Below are 17480 nucleotides of genomic sequence, written 5' to 3'. Positions count from 1 at the left end.
CGCCAATGGGACTTCAGGAACCCCTCCACCGCTTCGCGGTCCCCCTCCCCGCTAGCGGGGAGGAGACGGCGGTGTCAGTTCCGAACGACTTTGACCCGTCCGGCGGCTTCGCGCGCGCGGTCGCGGGCCTGTTCGACGTCGGCGCCGCGGGCGACAGCCACGCCCATGCGGCGGCGCTCGAAGGCTTCGGGCTTTCCGAACAGACGCAGATCGGCGGTCGGGACCGACAGGGCCTCCGCGACGCCCTCGAAGGCGATCCCTTGCGCGTCCAGGCCGCCGTAGATGACGGCGCTGGCGGCGGGTTCGCGCTGGCTCACGTCGACGGGCAGGCCCAGGATGGCGCGGGCGTGCAGCGCAAACTCACTCATGGTCTGGCTGGCCAAGGTGACCAGGCCGGTGTCGTGGGGGCGAGGAGAAACCTCGGAGAACCAGACCTGATCGCCTTTGACGAACAGTTCGACGCCGAAGACGCCGTAACCGCCCAAGGCCGCAGTAACCTTGGCGGCGATGTGCTGGGAGGCGGCCAGCGCAGCGGGCGTCATGGCCTGCGGCTGCCAGCTTTCGACGTAGTCGCCCTTGACCTGGCGGTGGCCGATGGGCGCGCAGAAATCGGTGCGGGTCGTGCCGTCGGCGCCGCGCGAGCGGACGGTCAGCAGCGTGATCTCGAAGTCGAAGTCGATCCGGCCCTCGACGATGACGCGGGCGCCGGCGACGCGGCCGCTGTCCTGGGCGTAGGTCCAGGCGTCGGCGACTTCATCGGCGCTTTCGACGAAGGACTGGCCCTTGCCCGACGACGACATGACCGGCTTGACGAAGTTGGGATAGCCGACGGCCTCGGCGCCGGCGGCCAGTTCCTCGGCCGAGCCGGCGAAGGCGTAGGGGCTGGTGGGCAGGCCCAGCGCTTCGGCGGCCAGTTTGCGGATGCCCTCGCGGTTCATCGTCAGCTGCACCGCGCGAGCCGTCGGGATGACCGTCGCCATGCCGGCGGCCTCGATATCGGCCAGGACCTCGGTAGCGATGGCCTCGATCTCGGGCACGATGAAGTGTGGGGCTTCGGCCAGGATGACGCCGTTCAGCACCTGGGCGTCGGTCATGGGGATGACATGACTGCGGTGCGCGACCTGCATGGCCGGCGCGTTGGGATAACGATCGACGGCGATGACCTCGACGCCAAGCCGCTGAAGCTCGATGGCGACCTCCTTGCCCAGTTCGCCCGAGCCCAGCAGCATGACGCGCACGGCGGTGTCGGAAAGCGGGGTGCCGAGTTTCATGGGCGTCAGGCTCCGGTAGCGGGTTCGATCAGGTCCCAGGCGTTGCCGTAGAGGTCTTCAAAGACCACCACCTTGCCATAGGTCTCATGTCGCGGGGTTTCGCGGAAGTGGACGCCGGCGGCAAGCCAGGCGGCGTGGTCGCGCATCAGGTCGTCGGTTTCCAGAAACAGCCAGACCCGGCCGCCGGCCTGGTTGCCGACCTGAGCCTTCTGCGCGTCGGTCGTGGCGCGCGCCAGCGACAGGCTGGTCTCGCCGCCTTTGGGCGTGACCCGCACCCAGCGTTTGCCGCCGCCCATGTCGGTGTCTTCGCTGAGCGCGAAGCCCAGCTTGCCGACATAGAAGGCGATGGCCGCGTCATAGTCGTGGACCAGCAGGGTGATCGCGCCGATCCGGCTCATGGCTTCTGCTTTCAAAGAAATCCTCCCCCGTGAAGCGTCGCGCCACGGGAGAGGACTTGGGCGTTACAGGCGCGCCTTGACCGCCGCGACGATGGCGTCCGAGGTGATGCCGAACTTCTCGTACAGAACCTCGGCCGGGGCCGAGGCGCCGAAGCCGGTCATGCCGATGAAGGCGCCGTCTTCGCCGATGAAGCGTTCCCAGCCTTGCTTGATCGCGGCTTCCACGGCGACGCGGACCGTGCCGCGGCCGATGACCGAGGCCTGATAGGCGGCGTCCTGCTGTTCGAACAGTTCGAACGAGGGGACCGAGACGACGCGGGTCGCCACGCCCTCGGCTTCCAGCGTCTCGGCGGCCTTCAGCGCCAGAGCCAGTTCCGTGCCGGTGCCGAACAGGGTCACCTTGGCCTCGCCACTGGCGGCCTTGATCTCATAGGCGCCCTTGGCGGACAGGTTTTCCGTCGCGGCGACGGTGCGGACGGCTGGTGTCTTCTGGCGCGACAGGGCCAGGGCCGCTGGCGCGGTCTTGGTCTGCAGGGCGATCTGCCAGCATTCCATGGCCTCGATGGTGTCGGCGGGGCGGAAGACCAGCAGGTTCGGAATGGCGCGCAGCGCCGCCAGATGTTCGACCGGCTGGTGCGTCGGGCCGTCTTCGCCCAGCCCGATCGAGTCGTGCGTCAGGACGTGGATGGCGCGCACGCCCATCAAGGCCCCCAGGCGGATGGCCGGGCGGCTGTAGTCCGAAAACACCATGAAGGTGCCGCCGTAGGGAATGACCCCGCCGTGCAGGGCCAGGCCGTTCATGGCCGCGGCCATGCCGAACTCGCGGATGCCCCAGTTGACGTAGCGACCTTCATAGGTCGGCGCATCCAGGATCGGCGTGCCCTTGACGAAGGTGTTGTTCGAGCCGGTCAGGTCGGCCGAGCCGCCGACCAGTTCGGGAATGGCGGCGAACAGTTCGTCCAGCGCCGCGCCCGACGACTGGCGCGTCGCCTGGGCCGGCTGGGTCTCGACCAGTTCGGCGATCTTGGCGTTCAGGGCGTCGAAGGCGCCCTCGGGCAGGTCGCCCTTCATGGCGCGGGTGAAGTCGGCGGCCTGGGCCGAGGCGGCGAGGCGGGCCTCCCACTTCTTGCGGTCCTTGGCGCCGCGACGGCCGACCTTCTTCCAGGCGTCGGCGATGGTCTGGGGCATTTCGAAGGGATCGTGATCCCAGGCCAGGCCGAGGCGCGTGGCGGCGATCTCGGCGGCGCCCAGGGCAGCGCCGTGGGTCTTGTGGCTGCCTTCCATGGTGGCGGCGCCCTTGCCGATCTTGGTCTTGCAGGCGATCAGGGTGGGCTTGTCCTGACGCATGGCCCACTTCATCGCGCCCTTGATGGCGTTCATGTCGTGGCCGTCGATCGCCTTGACCGCCCAACCGGCCGCCTTGAAGCGGGCCTTCTGGTCGGTGGTGTCCGACAGGGAGACCTTGCCGTCGATGGTGATCTCGTTGTCGTCCCACAGGACGTGCAGCTTGTTCAGCTTGTAGCGGCCGGCAAGCGCGATGGCTTCCTGCGACACGCCTTCCATCAGGCAGCCGTCGCCGGCGATGACCCAAGTGCGGTGATCGACCAGATCATCGCCATACTTCGCCGCCAGATGGCGCTCGGCCATGGCGAAACCGACCGAGGTGGCCAGGCCCTGGCCCAGCGGGCCGGTTGTGACCTCGACGCCCGGCATATGGCCGTACTCCGGGTGGCCTGCGGTCTTGGAGCCCCACTGGCGGAAGTTGGACAGTTCTTCCTTCGTCGCGCCCTTGTAGCCGGTCAGGTGCAGCAGGGCGTAGATCAGCATCGAGCCGTGACCGGCCGACAGGATGAAGCGGTCGCGGTCGGCCCAGTCGGGGCGGGAGGCGTCGAACTTCAGGAACCGGGAAAACAGCACCGTGGCGACGTCGGCCATGCCCATCGGCATGCCGGGGTGGCCGGACTTGGCCTTCTCGACGCCGTCCATGGCTAGGACGCGAATGGCGTTCGCCATCTGCTCGGGCGTGGCCTTTGGTGCGGTTTTGGCGTCGGTCACTGTGGAGACCTCTGTTGGGAAGGCGGAAAAAGGGGGCGCGCCCCTTTACCCCGGCGCGTCCTCGGCTTCTATACAGAATCTAAAGGAGCGACCGATGGCAGACGCCACCACGGCCGCACGGGCGCGTATCGATCGCGCCCTGGCCGAATTGGAACGCAAGATCCTGGAGCTGAAGGCGCGGCCCGCCTCGGCGCCCGCGATCGCGGACGACGATCTGTTCGCGCCGCGTGCGGATAGCCAGCGCGTCGCCGAACTGGAGGCCGCCGGGCGCGAGGCGTCCGAGGCGCTGGGCCGCGCCGCCCAAGCGGTGCGCGAAGTCCTGGCCGAAAGCGAGGCCGGCTGATGGCGACGGTGACGGTCGAGGTCAACGGACGCCCCTATGCGGTGGGCTGCGCCGACGGGCAGGAAGAGCGGGTCCGCATCCTGGCCAAACAGTTCGACAACCAGGTGCGCCAGGTCGCAGGCGACGTGGGCCATGTCGGCGATCTGCGGCTGTTTCTGATGTCCGCGCTGATCCTGGCCGACGAGCTGCACGAGGCGCGGCTGAACGCCGGCAAGGCAGGGCCTTCGTCAGCGACAGCCCCGGCTCCGGCCTCGACGGACGGGGTCGCCGAGGCGTTGAACGCCGTCGCCGCACGGATCGAAAAGATCGCCCAAAACCTGTAGTCGATTATTCGTCTGCGGATGCTGGCGTCGGGGCCGGTGAACGCCTATCTTGATCGACGGCGGGTCTTGCTGCGGCTCACGTCGAAGACAACATATCCTTCTGACCTTAATTCACTCATAGGGATCTGTCCCTGTCCGGGCTCGAGGGCTTGGGCATACGGAGCCCACCTGGCTACCCAGGTCGAGAGGATTTAAACGTTCTTCACGGTTCGCGCGGCGCCGCCACCTTCCTCGCCTTCGTGATGTGCTATCGCTCGCCGCGCGGCGGCTCGCTGCATGAGCACGCGTTCGCAGGGGCGGTTCGATGATCCAGGACAAGCACGAACTTCGATCGGCTGCCCGCGCCTTGCGCAAGCGTCTGGCCGAGGCAGATCCGCTGGCCGCCAGCCGGGCAGCGGACCATGTCGATGCGCTTCCTGCCGCTCGGATCGTCGCGCTCTATCGCGCCATGGGGTCGGAGCTGGATACCGACGCCCTGGCCGCGGCGCTGGAGGCGGCGGGCCGCCGGCTGTGCCTGCCGGTCGTGGTCCAGCGCGACGCGCCGATGGAGTTCCGCGCCTGGTCGCCCGGTGAGCCGCTGGAGGTGGACGCCGCCGGATGCCCCGCGCCGCTGCCGCTGGCCGAGGTCGTCATGCCGGACCTGATCCTGACGCCGCTGCTGGCCTTTGACGATCAGGGCGGGCGCCTGGGGCAGGGCGGCGGCTATTATGACCGGACCTTCGCCGCGCGACCCGACGCCATCCGCATCGGTTTCGCCTACGCCGGCCAAAGGGTCGAGCGGCTGGCGTTGGAGCCGCACGACATTCGACTGCATGGCGTTCTGACCGAGACCGGCTATACGGCTTTCGAATGAGACTTTTTGCATGAGACTGGCATTTTTCGGCGACGTCATCGGCAAGTCCGGCCGTGACGGGATCAGCGATCATCTTCCGGGCCTGAAGCGGGACCTGAAGCTCGACTTCGTGGTCGTGAATGCGGAGAACGCCGCGGGCGGCTTCGGCATCACCGAGAACACGGCGCGCGAGCTGTTCATGGCGGGCGCCGACTGCCTGACGCTGGGCAACCACAGCTGGGACCAACGCGAGGCCCTGACCTATATCGTGCGCGAGCCGCGCCTGATCCGGCCGGCCAACTATCCGCGCCTGATGGATGCGCCAGGCGCCGGGGCCAATCTGTTCGAGACCCATTCGGGCCGGACGGTCCTAGTCATGAACGTGCTGGGCCGGGTGCATATGGACCCGATGGACGATCCGTTCGGCGCGGTGGAGCGCGAGCTGGCGGCGGCGCCGTTGGGCGCGGTGGCCGACGCCGTCATCGTGGACATGCATGCCGAGGTCACGTCCGAGAAGATGGCCATGGGCCATTTCTGCGACGGGCGCGCGTCGCTGGTCGTGGGCACCCACACCCATGTGCCCACCGCCGACTGCCAGATCCTGCCGGGCGGCACGGCCTATCAGACCGATGCCGGGGGCTGCTGCGACTACGACAGCGTGATCGGCAACGAAAAGGAAGAGCCGCTTCGCCGCTTCACCACCCGGATTTCGGGCGGCCGCTACATGCCGGCCTCCGGCCCGGCAACCGTGTGCGGGGTCTTCGTCGAGACCGACGACCGGACGGGTTTGGCCAAGCGGGTCGAGCCGATCCGCGTCGGCGGGCGGTTGTCTCAGGCGATCCCGGTCGTCTGACGCGCCCGACGACGGTCGATCACGGTCTGGCGCACGGCCATCAGCTCGGCAGCGCGGCGCTCGGGCGTATGGGTCTCCAGCACATAGGCCTGTGCGGATCGCGCCAGCGCCAATCGTTCCTCGGGTGATGAGATCAGCCGGTCCATCGCCGCCGCCAATGTCTTCGGCGTCACTGCGTCGATGTAGAGGGCGTGCGGACCGCTGGCTTCGCGCAGGCCGCCGCGCCCGGAAGAAATCAGGGCTGCGCCGGCCGCATGGGCCTCGATCGCCGTCAGTCCGAACGGCTCGTCCCAGACCGAGGGCGTCAGGGCGATGGCGGCCGTCTGCATCCGCAGGCGAACCTCGGCCAAGGGCGCGGACTTCAGCACCTCCACCCGGTCGCCATGCCGTTCCAGAGGCGCGACGTGTCGGGCGGCCCATCGGGCGTGGTCGTCCCAGTCATTCAGCATCAACACCGCGCGCCAGTCGGGGTGGGCGTCCAGAACTGCGGGCAGGGCGGCGCACAGCACATCGACGCCCTTTTCCGGCATGGCGCGACCAGCGAAGGCGATCACCGTCTGTCGATTCTCGGGCGAGGCCAGCCACGCGCCGGCGTCGATGGGGTTGGGCACCGCAAACGCCCGGTTATGCAGATCGGGGAAGGTGCGCACGAAGGCGTCGCGCTCCGCCACGCTGACAAAGACCAGGCCGTCCAGCCGCTCATAACGCGCCCGATAACGCCATCGGTCGATGGGGTGGCGCGGCGGGCGCAGGGCGTTGTGGCGATAGAGCAGGTGAGGCGTATCGGGCAGGGCCTGCTGCACCGCCAGCGCCTGTTTAACCTGCTGATGATGTTCGATCACATCAGGTCGAAAGGCGCGCAGCCGTTCGACAAGTGTCGGCATGCGGCTACGCCCCGCCGGCAGGGCGTCCACGCTTGCTGAAACGCCGTCGTCCGCGCCTTGGCAGCAGAAGATGCGCGTCTCGCCGCCCTGATCGACGCCCGCCATCGTCCGCACCACCGTCTCCATCGAGTTCGGCTGGGCTTCGGAAAACAGGCAGCCCGGAGGGAGCAGGATGGCGGTGCGCAAAGGTCGCCTCCAGTGGGAAGGTCGGCGCGACCTATAGACGGTTCGTGGCGGAACGGCGACGGCGCTGCTCGGTCAGCCTCTGCGCCTCGCCCTCAGCCGCAATCGCATGGGCTGGCGGCTGCGCAGGGTGATCTGGTGGACCGGACGGGGTTCCACCGTGGTCAGGGCCTCGACATCGGCGATGCGCAGGATGGCGGCCAAGGCGATCATCGCCTCCTGCAGAGCGAAGGCGGCGCCGATGCAGACGCGAGGTCCGGCGCTGAATGGGATGTAGGCGTAGCGATCAATGGCCTTGCGGTTCTCAGGCAGGAACCGCTCGGGCTTGAAGGCGTCTGGGTCGTCCCACAACAGCTGGTGACGCTGGAGGATCCACGGCGAGATGATGACGGTGGCGCCGGCCTTGATCGTCTGTCCGCCGATCTCGTCGTCGGCCAGGGCCTTGCGGGCCATGGTCGGGGCGGGCGGAAACAGGCGCATCGTCTCCTCCAGCACGGCCCGGGTCCAGGGCAGGGCCTCGGCCCATTTGGGATCGGAGACGTCGAAGGCGTCGGCCTCGGCCTGGAGCCGCGCCAAATACTCCGGCTGGCGCGACAGCAGATGCAGGGTCCAGCCCAGGGCGCGGGCCGTCGTCTCGTGCCCCGCCAGGATGAAGGTCAGAATGTTGGCCGCGACCTCTTCGTCGGTCAGACCCGGACCGCCGTTCTCATCCCGCGCCAGCAGAAGCGCGCTGAGCAGATCGGCCGGCGGCGCATCGCCCGTTTCGACGCCACGCTCGATCCGGGCGCGTCGGGCCTCGACCAGCTTCGTGACGCGCTGCTCGAAGAAGCGGGCCGAGCGGAAACTGGCCAGCCGGCCCAAGCGCGGCGCCCAGTCCGGCGCGCCCAGCACGTCCAGCGGATCGATGCGCGCGCCGTTGGCCAAGAACTGGTTCAACGCCCGCTCGAAACCGCGCGCCTCACCGCCCAGCTCGTCCGAGAACATGGTCGCGGACAGGATGTCGAAGGTCAGGCCCGACATTTCGCTGTCGATATCCAGCACCCGCCCGCGCGCCGACAGCGACCAGGCGGCCACGCGCGTGTGACAGACCTCGGCCATCCGGGCGTTCAGCGTCGCCATCTTGGTGGGGGTGAACAGGGGCGCGAGGATACGCCGGGCGCGACGCCAGACCTCGCCCTCGGTCAGCAGCAGGCCCTCGGCCAGCATCGGCCCCAGCACACGCCGTTGCAGATCGCCCTTCACATAGTTGGCGGCGTTCTCGGTCAGGACATGCCGCACGCCCTCGGGATGGCTGACAACCAGGATTTCGCCAAAGGCCGAAGATCCATGCAGTTGCGGCTCGGTGAAATGCCGCTCGGACCACATCTGGATCGGATCGCGCCAGCTGATCCACAGGAAGGGCAGCAGCGACAGTGGTTTGCCCGCGCGCCGGGGCGGTATGGCAGGGCGGAAAATGGTGTCGGCGGTCGTCGCGTCCATCAGACGCTCCCTGTTCAAGTCGCCGGTTCAGCCAGGCGCATCGCTTCTGAAACGCGCCATCCGGCTCCTGCGTTCATGCGGGATCAATGCGAAGTCAACGCGACGGGCGCGCCCTGCCGATCGCGGCGAGCAAGCGCGTCATATCTTCAGCAGCCAGATCTTTCGCGCGCTGGCTGGACACGGCGGGTTTTGAAATCGTCGCTGCGGGGGCCGCGGCTTGAGCCGCTCTCTTCTTTTCGCGCCTTTCGAAAAGGAAGCGTTGAAGACCCCAGACCAGGTGAGGCGTCCACGGCTGGCCGCAGGCGGTGCTCTTTCCCGCCTTGTTCAGCAGGCCGGCGACCTCGTTAGGCCGGGTGAAGCCGCTTTTGAAACAGGCGCGGAGCAGGGGGTCGAGCTCGTCCAGAAATGCCTCTTTGGAGCGATCACGAAAGGCGAAATGCCTCAGCTCGTCTTTGGTGATCTGCGAAGGCTTGGACGACGGGCGCCCAGTCGACGGAGCCTTGATGCGGGTGGGCGCCGCTGGCTTTCCGCCGCCGCGATAGGGTCCCTTGGCCAATCTCAGTTCGCCGGAGGGGCGGTCGGCGCCCAGGCCTTCATCTCGGCGATCTCGCGCGTCTGCGTGTCGACGACGCTCTGGGCCATGCGGCGGATTTCGGGGTCGCGGCTGTCGCGCAGGGCGACCTTGGCCATGGCGACGGCGCCTTCGTGGTGGGCGATCATCTTGGCGACATAGGCCTGATCGATCGTCTGACCCGAGGCGGCGGCCATCTTGCGGTGCATCTCGGCCTCGGAGGCGGCGAAGGCCCGATCTCCAGACGTGGCTTCGGGGGTAGAGCCGCCCATGTCGTGACCGGCATGACCCGCGGCTTCCATCTGTTCCGTCGTGCGCGCCGCCGCAGCCTGGTTGGCGGCGGAGGTATCCCGAAGCGCCTGCTGCACCGGATCGCCGCCGCCATCGCAGGCGCTCAGCAGGCCGAGCAGGGCGAGCGGCGTCAGGACGCGGATCATACGGCGTCGCCCAGCCAACCCGGCATCCAGCCTTCGTGCCATTCGCGCAGGTGGGCGATAGGGATGCTGAACAGTTCGCCCTTGTCGCCCTTGGAGGCGAAGGCGGCGCCACCCGCATGGCCGACAACCGAAGCGTGCAGACCCGCCTCGCGCGCCTTGGCGATGATGGCGTCGGCGTCGGGGACGGCGACCAGGTAACGGGCCTGATCCTCGGCGAAGAGGAAGATGTGGGCGTGGGCCGCGCTGGAGGCGTCCAGGGTCACGCCGACGTCGGAGGCCAGCACGAGATCGGCGGCGGCGCCGATCAGGCCGCCGTCCGAGAGGTCGTGAACCACGGTCAGCTCGCCCGCCTCGATCCGGTCGCGCACGAAATCACCGGTCTTCTTTTCGAGCTTTAGGTCCACGGGCGGCGGAGCGCCGTCCTCACGGCCCAGGACCTCGCGCAGATAGATGGAGGCGCCCAGTTCACCCTGGGTCTGGCCGATCAGGACCAGCGCATCGCCTTCGGCCATGGTCGAGAAGCCGGTCACCACGTCGTAGTTGGGCAGCAGGCCGACGGCGCCCACGGTCGGGGTCGGCGGAATGGCGACGCCGTTGGTCTCGTTATAGAGCGACACGTTTCCGCTCACGACCGGGAACACCAGTTCGCGGCAGGCCTCGGCCATCCCGTCGATGGCGCGCACGATCTGGCCCATGATCTCCGGGCGCTGCGGATTGCCAAAGTTCAGGTTGTCCGTGATGGCGATCGGACGCGAGCCCACGGCCGTCAGGTTGCGCCAGGCCTCGGCCACCGCCTGTTTGCCGCCCTCATAGGGGTCGTTCTGGACGTAGCGGGGGGTGCAGTCCGAGGTGACGGCCAGACCCTTGTCCGTGCCATGCACGCGCACCACGCCGGCGTCGGCGCCGGTCGAGGAGTCCTGCAGCGTGTCGGCCATGACGTGGCGGTCGTACTGTTCCCAGATCCAGCGCTTGGAGGCCATGTCGGGGCAGGCGACGACCTTCATCACCGCATCAGCCCAGTTTTCGGGCGCAGGAATGTCCGAGTGGTTCAGCTTGGGCTGAAGCGCCGGCTGGACCCACGGGCGGTCATACAGGGGCGCGTCGTCGAACAGGGGCGCCAGCGGCACGTCGCAGACGGTCTCGCCGTGATGCTTCAGCACCAGATGGCCGGTGTCGGTGGTCACGCCGATGATAGCGAAGTCCAGGCCCCACTTCTGGAAGATGCGATAGCCGACGTCCTCATAGCCGGGCTTCAGCACCGCCAGCATCCGCTCCTGGCTTTCCGACAGCATCATCTCATAGGCCGTCATGCCGGTTTCGCGCTGGGGCACCTTATCGAGGTTCAGTTCGATGCCGACGCCGCCCTTGCCCGCCATTTCGACGGAGGAGGAGGTCAAGCCCGCCGCGCCCATGTCCTGAATGGCGGCGACGGCGCCGGACGCCATCAGCTCCAGCGTCGCCTCGATCAGCAGCTTTTCGGCGAAGGGGTCGCCGACCTGAACCGTGGGGCGTTTGGCCTCCGACTCGTCGTCGAACTCGGTCGAGGACATGGTGGCGCCGTGAATGCCGTCGCGGCCGGTCTTGGAGCCGAAATAGACCACGTCATGGCCCGCCTCCGGCGCGGCCGAATAATAGATTTCGTCGGCGCGGGCCAGGCCGACGCACATGGCGTTGACCAGGATATTGCCGTTGTAGCCCTTGTGGAAGTTGGTCTCGCCCGCGACCGTGGGCACGCCGACGCAGTTGCCATAGCCGCCGATGCCCGAGACGACACCCTTGACCAGACGCTTGGTCTTCTCATGGCTGGGATCGCCGAAACGCAGGGCGTTCAGCAGGGCCACCGGCCGGGCGCCCATGGTGAAGACGTCGCGCATGATGCCGCCCACGCCGGTCGCCGCACCCTGATAGGGTTCGATGTAGGATGGGTGGTTGTGGCTCTCCATCTTGAAGATGCAGGCGTCGCCGTCGTCGATGTCGATCACGCCGGCGTTCTCGCCTGGCCCGCAGATGACGCGCTCTCCGGTCGTGGGGAACTTGCCCAAGTGGATCTTGGACGATTTGTAGGAGCAGTGCTCGGACCACATGACCGAGAAGACGCCCAGCTCGACGTGGTTGGGCTCGCGCCCCAGTCGGTCGAGGACGACCTGATATTCATTGGGGGCCAGGCCGTATTCGGCGGCCAGTTCAGCCATGGTCTTTTGCGGAGCGCTCATGGGCGGCGCTTCTAGCCGCAGATGGGCCGAATGTCAGCCCGCGCGGCGCAAGAACGGGGAACATCGTCCATCGCAGGTGGTTGATTTCGTCGACAGCCAAAGGAGCCTCTATGACCGACACGCCCATCGACCCCGCCGCCACCCCCGAAGATGACGACCTGCCCGAGATCGCCGCCGACGACGCCGGCGCCTCCGCCTTGGCCGAGCGGGCTCAGAAACAGGCCGATGATGCCGAGGAGGACGAGGCGTGAGCAAGCCCCACACCGACCGCATCGTCCCGGCCTCGGGCCAGCAGATGGATCGTTCAAATGATCCTGAAACCACTGCGGAGATGGACGCCGCGGCGCCGCAAGCGGCTCTGGCCAGCCGTCGTCAGCGGCTGACCGGTTCGGCCGTCGGGGTCGGCAGCGTCGGCTTCGACGAAACCGGCGCCTTCGACGTGGGCGCCGACGACCATGCGCCTCAGGACGACGCGGTCACCGACAAACCCTGAGGCTTAGCGAGCGCGTTCGACGCCCGGTCGCAGGCGGAAGGTCAGCAGCAGGCCGCCAATCAGCAGGACGATCGCGCCGGCCAGAGCCGTAAAGGCGACGGTCGGCTTATCCGCCTGTTCGGCGACGAACGCGCCCAGAAGGCCCCAGGCCGTCGGCAGCGGATAGGCGAGGGTGCGCAGCACCGCCGTCACCGCCAAGGCGACGACCGTGACGGCGACGATGGCGACGATGGCCCACAGGTCAGGCGGCAGAGCGGCGGGCAGGGCGTTGAACGCGGTCGCCGTCGTGATCAGGTTCAACGGCGCAGCCACCGTCAGCCAGCCCGCCAGTGCCGCGAGCGGCCAGACCAGCAGGATGCGCTCGCGATCGAACATCCGCAGCGCGCGGATATGGCCGGATACGGCCAGCATCGGCAGCAACAACGCGATCAGCGAGGCGAAGATCACGCCCACGCTGGCGGCTTTCAGGTTCAGCGCCGCCACGATGATCCAGAAGCCGATGCCGAAAAAGGCGACGGCGGACGGCAGACCCATCCGGCCCAGCAGCGGGCTTTCGCCGGTCTGCGGCAGGGCCTGACGGATCGCATAGGCCAGAATGCCGATATAGATCAGGCCCCAGATCGAGAAGGCGTAGCCCGCAACGCGCAGGGTGCTGTTGCCGTCTGCGGCGAACTCGGCCTGGTTCAGGCCCAGGCCCGCCAGGTTCTGAACCAGGGGCACGACGATGGCGAACAGGGCGGCGGCCAGGACGACCAGACGACGGGTGCGTTGGCGGGGCGTGGGACGGATGATGGAGGACATTCGATTTCCAATGCGACGCTTGTTCCCGCCTTTACGCCTCGCCACGCCAGAAGGTTCACCGCGAGCGGCATAAAAGTGAAGCTTGCATTGGCGGGCGGCGGCTTCATCCTGCTCGACATGACGCTCAAAGCCTCCCTGCCGGCGCTGATGATCGCGATCGTCGTGGCAGCGAGCCAGGCGTCCGCCCAGACGAGCGGAGCGCCCCTGCCGTCCACGATCCAGACCGCCTGGTTACGCGTTCGCGCAGCCTTGACGCCTCAGCAGCAGGCCAATGAGGTGCGGGGTTTCCTGTCGGCTCTCGCCAACGAGAACGGGCGGCCGACGACGCCGGCGCTGGATGCGCGCGATATCGCCTCAGGCCGCGCCGTGTCGCTCGACGATCCCGCTCTGCTGCAGCGCCCTCAAGCGCATGAGGTCACGGTGACGGTGGACGGTCAGTTCCTGATCTTCCGCCCGCTGTCCCGCGCCAGTCTGGAGCCGTTTTTCGGCCGTTAGGAACAATCGGCTCGACCGCGTGGTTGTCAGAGGCATTCCACACGCAGGAGCCCATCATGGCCGATACCGAAAACACCCAGCCCTCGCTCGAAGACGAAGTCGCCGCCAACCGCGCCATCGAACAGGGCCTCGGCGTCGGCGCCCGCGAGCTGGCCGCCCAGCGCGAACCGGGCGGCGTGGTTACGCCGGATGAGGACGAAGGCTCTAAAGACGGCGCGTCGACCGACGCTGACGAACTGGACGAAAGCCTGGCCGTTCAGGACGTCGACGACGCCGACTGATCAGGCGGCCGCGTAAATGCTCTGGAACAGGGTCGCGCCGTCGGCGGAGCCCAGTTCGGCTTCGAAGGCGCGGTCCGGGTGGGGCATCATGCCCAGAACGTTGCCGCGCGCGTTCTGGATGCCGGCGATATCGTTGACCGAGCCGTTGGGATTGTCGACGTAGCGGAAGACGACCTGACCCTCGCCCTCGATCCGGGCCAGGGTTTCGGCGTCGGCGAAGAAGTTTCCGTCGCCGTTGCCCTGGGTCATCGTCACTTCGCGCTGGCCCTGATAGCCGGCGGTGAAGCGGGTCTGGCCGTTGGCGACGGTCAGGGCGATGGGCTTGCAGACGTATTTCAGACCCTTGTTGCGCAGCAGGGCGCCGGGCAGCATTCCCGCCTCGCACAGGATCTGGAAGCCGTTGCAGATGCCGACCACGGCGACGCCGTCGTCCGCGGCCTTCTTGACCGCCTGCATCACCGGCGACTGGGCCGCCATGGCGCCGCAGCGCAGATAGTCGCCATAGGAGAAGCCGCCGGGAATGACGATCAGGTCCAGACCTTGCGGCAGTTCGGTCTCGGCGTGCCACACCATCGAGACCGGCTCGCCGGTGGAGCGTTCGACGGCGACCTTGCAGTCGCGATCACAGTTGGAACCGGGGAAGACGATGACGGCTGCGCTCATGGCGCGGGCCTTTAGCAGGGTTCTTTCGCCTTGTCAGGCCGTCGCGCGCGCCCGACCGGTCAGCCAGGCGATCAGGAAGATGACAAAGCCGCCCAGGGACAGGCCCATGCCGACCCAGCCGGTCGAGGCCCAGCCATAGCCCGCCGCGATCGCCATCCCGCCCAGCAGCGGGCCGATGGCGTTGGCCGTGTTGAACGCCGAATGGTTGAGCGCCGCCGCCAGGGTCTGGGCGTCGCCGGCGACGTCCATCAGCCGCGTCTGGAGGATCGAACCCAGGCCGCCTCCGCCGCCGATCAGGAAGACCACGACCATCACGGCCCACAGGTGGGGCGCCGCCAGCGGATAAAGCGCCAACGCCGCCGCGCTCCATAGCAACAGGCCGCCGGCCGCCTTGAACCCCAGATGATCCGCCGCCCAGGCCCCCAGGATATTGCCCAGGAACATGCCCACGCCGAACACGGCGAAGACCCACGGCAGCACACCGGGGCTGGCGCCCGTCACCGCCTCAAGCGTCGAGGCGAGATAGGCGTAAACCGCGAACATGCCGCCAAAGCCAATGGCGCCCACGCCCAGCGTCAGCCAGACCTGGCTGCGCTTCAAGGCGCCCAACTCGCGCCAGGGGCTGGCGTCGGGGTGGGCCGGATCCCGCGGTGCGAACAGAGCGACCAGCGCCATGGTGAGAACCGCCAGCACGCCGACGATGGCGAAGGTCCAGCGCCAGCCGTGGGCATGGCTGATCATGTTGACGACAGGCACGCCCAGAACGGTCCCGACCGTCAGCCCCATCAGGATGGTCGAGACCGCGCGCGTACGAAAATGCAGGGGTACGATCGAGGCCGCGACCAGGGCCGCCACGCCGAAATAGGCCCCGTGCGGCAGGCCGCTGAGGAAGCGAAAGACCAGCATCCAGTGATAGGTCGGGGCCAAGGCGCTGGCCACATTGCCGATGGCGAACAGGGCCATGAAGGCGATCAACAGCAGCCAGCGCGGATATCGCGCGCCCAGAACGGCCAGGATCGGCGCGCCGACCACGACGCCGGCGGCATAGGCGCTGATGACATGGCCGGCGGTCGGCGCATCGACGCCAAGCCCGGCGGCGAAGTCCGGCAGGATGCTCATGGCCGCGAACTCGGTCACGCCGATCGCGAACCCGCCCATGGCCAAGGCGATCAGCACAAGGGCGACCGCCCCGCGTGAGCGGACGGGAAGGTGGGTGTCGAGGGCGGCGTCGGTCATGTTGCGCTGCACACTAATCAGCGTTCATGACGCCACAAGGGCGACGCCGCCCCGCAACGATCACGCTTTGTTTTCGTAGGTCGCCGTGATCGACGCCTTGGCCAAGGTGTGGAAATGCAGGTTGAAGCCGAACACGGCGCCGGAGTTGTCGGCGGTGACGTCCAGGCTTTCGACATCCACCGCAAAGACGGTGAAGATGTAACGGTGCGGGCCATGGCCGGGGGGCGGGGCGGCGCCGCCGAAACCGGGCTGACCATAGTCGGTGCGGCCCTGGATGGCGCTTTGGGGCAGATGCCCGCCCGGCGAACCGGCGCCGGACGGCAACTCGGTCACATCCGCCGGAATATTGGCCACCGTCCAGTGCCAGAAGCCCGAGCCGGTCGGCGCATCGGGATCAAAGCAGGTGATCGCATAGCTCTTGGTTTCCTCCGGCGCGCCGGACCATGACAGTTGGGGCGATTGGTTGCCCTTGGCGTGCACCTGGGCGTCCGGCAGCACGCCGCCGTCCTGGATATCGGTGGAGGTGAGGGTGAAGGTCATGGGCGCTCCGTCAATCAAGCCGTCTGCTAAACTGGCGTCGATGCCGAAGGATGCAACCGTCTCCTTCCCGCGACATGGGAGAGGAGACAGCAGGCTTTACGCCGCCTCGATGCGGTAGCTTTCGATCACCGTGTTGGCGAGCAGCTGCTCGCACATCTTCTTGGCTTCGCCTTGCGGGTCTTCGGCGCCGGCGAGGTCGAACTCGATCAGCTTGCCGACGCGGGCGTTGGAAACGCCCGACCAACCCAGGCCTTGCAATGCGCCTTCGACGGCCTTGCCCTGCACATCCAGGACGCCCGGCTTGAGGAAGACGTGAACCTTGACCTTGCTTGAAGCGGTTGGGGCCATCAGTGCAGTCCTCCCTGAATCACCGTCGGCATGCCTTTCATGATGCCCAGGCGACGCGCGACTTCGGTATAGCTTTCAATCACATTGCCCAGATCGCGGCGGAAGCGGTCCTTGTCCAGCTTCTCGCCGGTCGAGGCGTCCCACAGGCGGCAGCTGTCGGGGCTGATCTCGTCGGCCAGCAGGACGCGGCTGAAGTCGTTTTCCCACACCCGGCCGAACTCGATCTTGAAGTCGACCAGGGTGATGCCGACGGCGCTGAACATGCCGGAAAGATAGTCGTTCACCCGCACCGTCATCGCCAGCATATCGTCCAGCTCCTGGGTCGAGGCCCAGTTGAAGGCGGTGATGTGCTCTTCGGTGACCATCGGGTCGTTGAGCTCATCCTTCTTGTAATAGAACTCGATGATCGAGCGGGGCAGGGGCGTGCCTTCCTCGATGCCAAGGCGCTGGCTCATCGAGCCGGCGACGATGTTGCGGCACACGACTTCCAGCGGAATGATCTCGACTTCGCGGATCAGCTGCTCGCGCAGGTTCAGACGCTTGATGAAATGGTTGGTCACGCCGATGCCGTTCAGGCGCGACATTATGAACTCGCTGATCTGGTTGTTCACCACGCCCTTGCCTTCGAGAACGGCCTTCTTCTGCGCATTGAAGGCGGTGGCGTCGTCCTTGAAGTACTGGATCAGGGTGCCGGGCTCGGGTCCTTCGTACAGGATCTTGGCCTTGCCTTCGTAGATCTTCTTGCGCTTGCTGTTCATGGTCCGGTCCCGGCTTACGGGCG

At 67.5% G+C, this 17480-nt stretch carries 22 protein-coding genes and 1 other RNA gene; 9 read left to right on the top strand and 14 right to left on the bottom strand.

Annotated features, from left to right (window positions below):
• Positions 1–74: 74 nt before the first annotated feature.
• The 3 genes from purT to tkt all read right to left on the bottom strand — a co-directional run bounded on the left by purT (position 75) and on the right by tkt (position 3682).
• Positions 75–1271 (bottom strand): formate-dependent phosphoribosylglycinamide formyltransferase, encoded by a 1197-nt coding sequence (gene purT, locus PFY01_RS14000; RefSeq protein WP_271041734.1) that lies wholly within the window; start codon positions 1269–1271, stop codon positions 75–77.
• Positions 1272–1276: 5 nt separating this feature from the next.
• Complete coding sequence (locus PFY01_RS13995; RefSeq protein ID WP_271043071.1) at positions 1277–1669, bottom strand: VOC family protein; 393 nt, start codon at positions 1667–1669, stop codon at positions 1277–1279.
• A gap of 63 nt (positions 1670–1732) precedes the next feature.
• Positions 1733–3682: a transketolase gene (gene tkt, locus PFY01_RS13990; RefSeq protein WP_420197076.1), complete on the bottom strand. Its 1950-nt coding sequence runs from the start codon at positions 3680–3682 to the stop codon at positions 1733–1735.
• Positions 3683–3818: 136 nt separating this feature from the next.
• On the opposite strand from tkt, the gene PFY01_RS13985 reads away from it, so the two are divergent.
• The 5 genes from PFY01_RS13985 to PFY01_RS13965 all read left to right on the top strand — a co-directional run bounded on the left by PFY01_RS13985 (position 3819) and on the right by PFY01_RS13965 (position 6075).
• Positions 3819–4067 carry a hypothetical protein gene (locus tag PFY01_RS13985; RefSeq protein ID WP_153922428.1) on the top strand — a complete coding sequence of 83 codons (249 nt, stop codon included), beginning with the start codon at positions 3819–3821 and terminating at the stop codon, positions 4065–4067.
• Positions 4067–4390, top strand: a complete 324-nt coding sequence (locus PFY01_RS13980) for a cell division protein ZapA (protein WP_055752950.1) — start codon at positions 4067–4069, stop codon at positions 4388–4390. Before PFY01_RS13985 ends, PFY01_RS13980 begins: the two co-directional genes overlap by 1 nt.
• Before the next feature lie 63 nt (positions 4391–4453).
• Positions 4454–4614: non-coding RNA, 6S RNA (gene ssrS / locus PFY01_RS13975), on the top strand.
• 80 nt (positions 4615–4694) lie between these two features.
• A complete protein-coding gene (locus PFY01_RS13970) occupies positions 4695–5243 on the top strand; it encodes a 5-formyltetrahydrofolate cyclo-ligase (RefSeq protein WP_271041732.1) in 549 nt (182 codons plus the stop codon).
• 10 nt (positions 5244–5253) lie between these two features.
• Positions 5254–6075, top strand: coding sequence for a TIGR00282 family metallophosphoesterase (locus PFY01_RS13965; RefSeq protein WP_055752952.1), 822 nt, complete (start codon positions 5254–5256; stop codon positions 6073–6075).
• Here PFY01_RS13965 and PFY01_RS13960 read toward each other — a convergent pair.
• The 5 genes from PFY01_RS13960 to purL form a co-directional block, all read right to left on the bottom strand.
• Entirely contained in the window at positions 6054–7145 is a 1092-nt protein-coding gene (locus PFY01_RS13960) for a glycosyltransferase family 4 protein (RefSeq protein WP_271041731.1), read from the bottom strand. The two genes, PFY01_RS13965 and PFY01_RS13960, sit on opposite strands and share 22 nt — an antisense overlap.
• A gap of 72 nt (positions 7146–7217) precedes the next feature.
• The gene (locus tag PFY01_RS13955; RefSeq protein WP_271041730.1) at positions 7218–8621 is read right to left on the bottom strand and encodes a cytochrome P450; all 1404 of its coding nucleotides are present in this window, start codon (positions 8619–8621) and stop codon (positions 7218–7220) included.
• Between the two features lie 94 nt (positions 8622–8715).
• A complete protein-coding gene (locus PFY01_RS13950) occupies positions 8716–9177 on the bottom strand; it encodes a hypothetical protein (protein WP_271041729.1) in 462 nt (153 codons plus the stop codon).
• Positions 9178–9179: 2 nt separating this feature from the next.
• Positions 9180–9629 (bottom strand): DUF305 domain-containing protein, encoded by a 450-nt coding sequence (locus PFY01_RS13945; RefSeq protein WP_066549998.1) that lies wholly within the window; start codon positions 9627–9629, stop codon positions 9180–9182.
• Positions 9626–11842, bottom strand: a complete 2217-nt coding sequence (gene purL / locus PFY01_RS13940) for a phosphoribosylformylglycinamidine synthase subunit PurL (protein WP_271041728.1) — start codon at positions 11840–11842, stop codon at positions 9626–9628. The genes PFY01_RS13945 and purL overlap by 4 nt, the downstream gene beginning before the upstream one ends.
• A 110-nt stretch (positions 11843–11952) precedes the next feature.
• Here purL and PFY01_RS13935 point away from each other — a divergent pair, with 110 nt between their 5' ends.
• On the top strand, positions 11953–12093 hold the full coding sequence (locus tag PFY01_RS13935) for a hypothetical protein (RefSeq protein ID WP_153922446.1): 141 nt from the start codon (positions 11953–11955) through the stop codon (positions 12091–12093).
• The gene (locus PFY01_RS13930; RefSeq protein WP_055752957.1) at positions 12090–12335 is read left to right on the top strand and encodes a hypothetical protein; all 246 of its coding nucleotides are present in this window, start codon (positions 12090–12092) and stop codon (positions 12333–12335) included. Before PFY01_RS13935 ends, PFY01_RS13930 begins: the two co-directional genes overlap by 4 nt.
• Positions 12336–12338: 3 nt before the next feature.
• On the opposite strand, the gene PFY01_RS13925 is transcribed toward PFY01_RS13930, so the two are convergent.
• Positions 12339–13136: a hypothetical protein gene (locus PFY01_RS13925; RefSeq protein WP_271041727.1), complete on the bottom strand. Its 798-nt coding sequence runs from the start codon at positions 13134–13136 to the stop codon at positions 12339–12341.
• Positions 13137–13211: 75 nt separating this feature from the next.
• On the opposite strand from PFY01_RS13925, the gene PFY01_RS13920 reads away from it, so the two are divergent.
• Both PFY01_RS13920 and PFY01_RS13915 read left to right on the top strand, forming a co-directional pair.
• Positions 13212–13631, top strand: a complete 420-nt coding sequence (locus PFY01_RS13920) for a hypothetical protein (RefSeq protein ID WP_271041726.1) — start codon at positions 13212–13214, stop codon at positions 13629–13631.
• Between the two features lie 56 nt (positions 13632–13687).
• Positions 13688–13912 carry a hypothetical protein gene (locus PFY01_RS13915; RefSeq protein ID WP_271041725.1) on the top strand — a complete coding sequence of 75 codons (225 nt, stop codon included), beginning with the start codon at positions 13688–13690 and terminating at the stop codon, positions 13910–13912.
• Here PFY01_RS13915 and purQ read toward each other — a convergent pair whose 3' ends face one another.
• The 5 genes from purQ to purC all read right to left on the bottom strand — a co-directional run bounded on the left by purQ (position 13913) and on the right by purC (position 17457).
• Positions 13913–14575, bottom strand: coding sequence for a phosphoribosylformylglycinamidine synthase subunit PurQ (gene purQ / locus PFY01_RS13910; protein WP_017504766.1), 663 nt, complete (start codon positions 14573–14575; stop codon positions 13913–13915).
• 33 nt (positions 14576–14608) lie between these two features.
• A complete protein-coding gene (locus tag PFY01_RS13905; RefSeq protein ID WP_271041724.1) occupies positions 14609–15811 on the bottom strand; it encodes an MFS transporter in 1203 nt (400 codons plus the stop codon).
• 60 nt (positions 15812–15871) lie between these two features.
• Positions 15872–16351 carry a YbhB/YbcL family Raf kinase inhibitor-like protein gene (locus tag PFY01_RS13900; RefSeq protein ID WP_271041723.1) on the bottom strand — a complete coding sequence of 160 codons (480 nt, stop codon included), beginning with the start codon at positions 16349–16351 and terminating at the stop codon, positions 15872–15874.
• Positions 16352–16447: 96 nt separating this feature from the next.
• Positions 16448–16699, bottom strand: a complete 252-nt coding sequence (purS, locus tag PFY01_RS13895; protein ID WP_055805975.1) for a phosphoribosylformylglycinamidine synthase subunit PurS — start codon at positions 16697–16699, stop codon at positions 16448–16450.
• On the bottom strand, positions 16699–17457 hold the full coding sequence (gene purC / locus PFY01_RS13890; RefSeq protein ID WP_055752965.1) for a phosphoribosylaminoimidazolesuccinocarboxamide synthase: 759 nt from the start codon (positions 17455–17457) through the stop codon (positions 16699–16701). Before purC ends, purS begins: the two co-directional genes overlap by 1 nt.
• Positions 17458–17480: the final 23 nt, after the last annotated feature.

Origin of the sequence: Brevundimonas vesicularis (assembly GCF_027886425.1) — a bacterium.
Taxonomy (GTDB): Bacteria; Pseudomonadota; Alphaproteobacteria; order Caulobacterales; family Caulobacteraceae; genus Brevundimonas; species Brevundimonas vesicularis_C.
The sequence above is the reverse complement of the archived record's forward strand: the minus strand, read 5'-3'. Positions and strand labels throughout refer to the sequence as shown.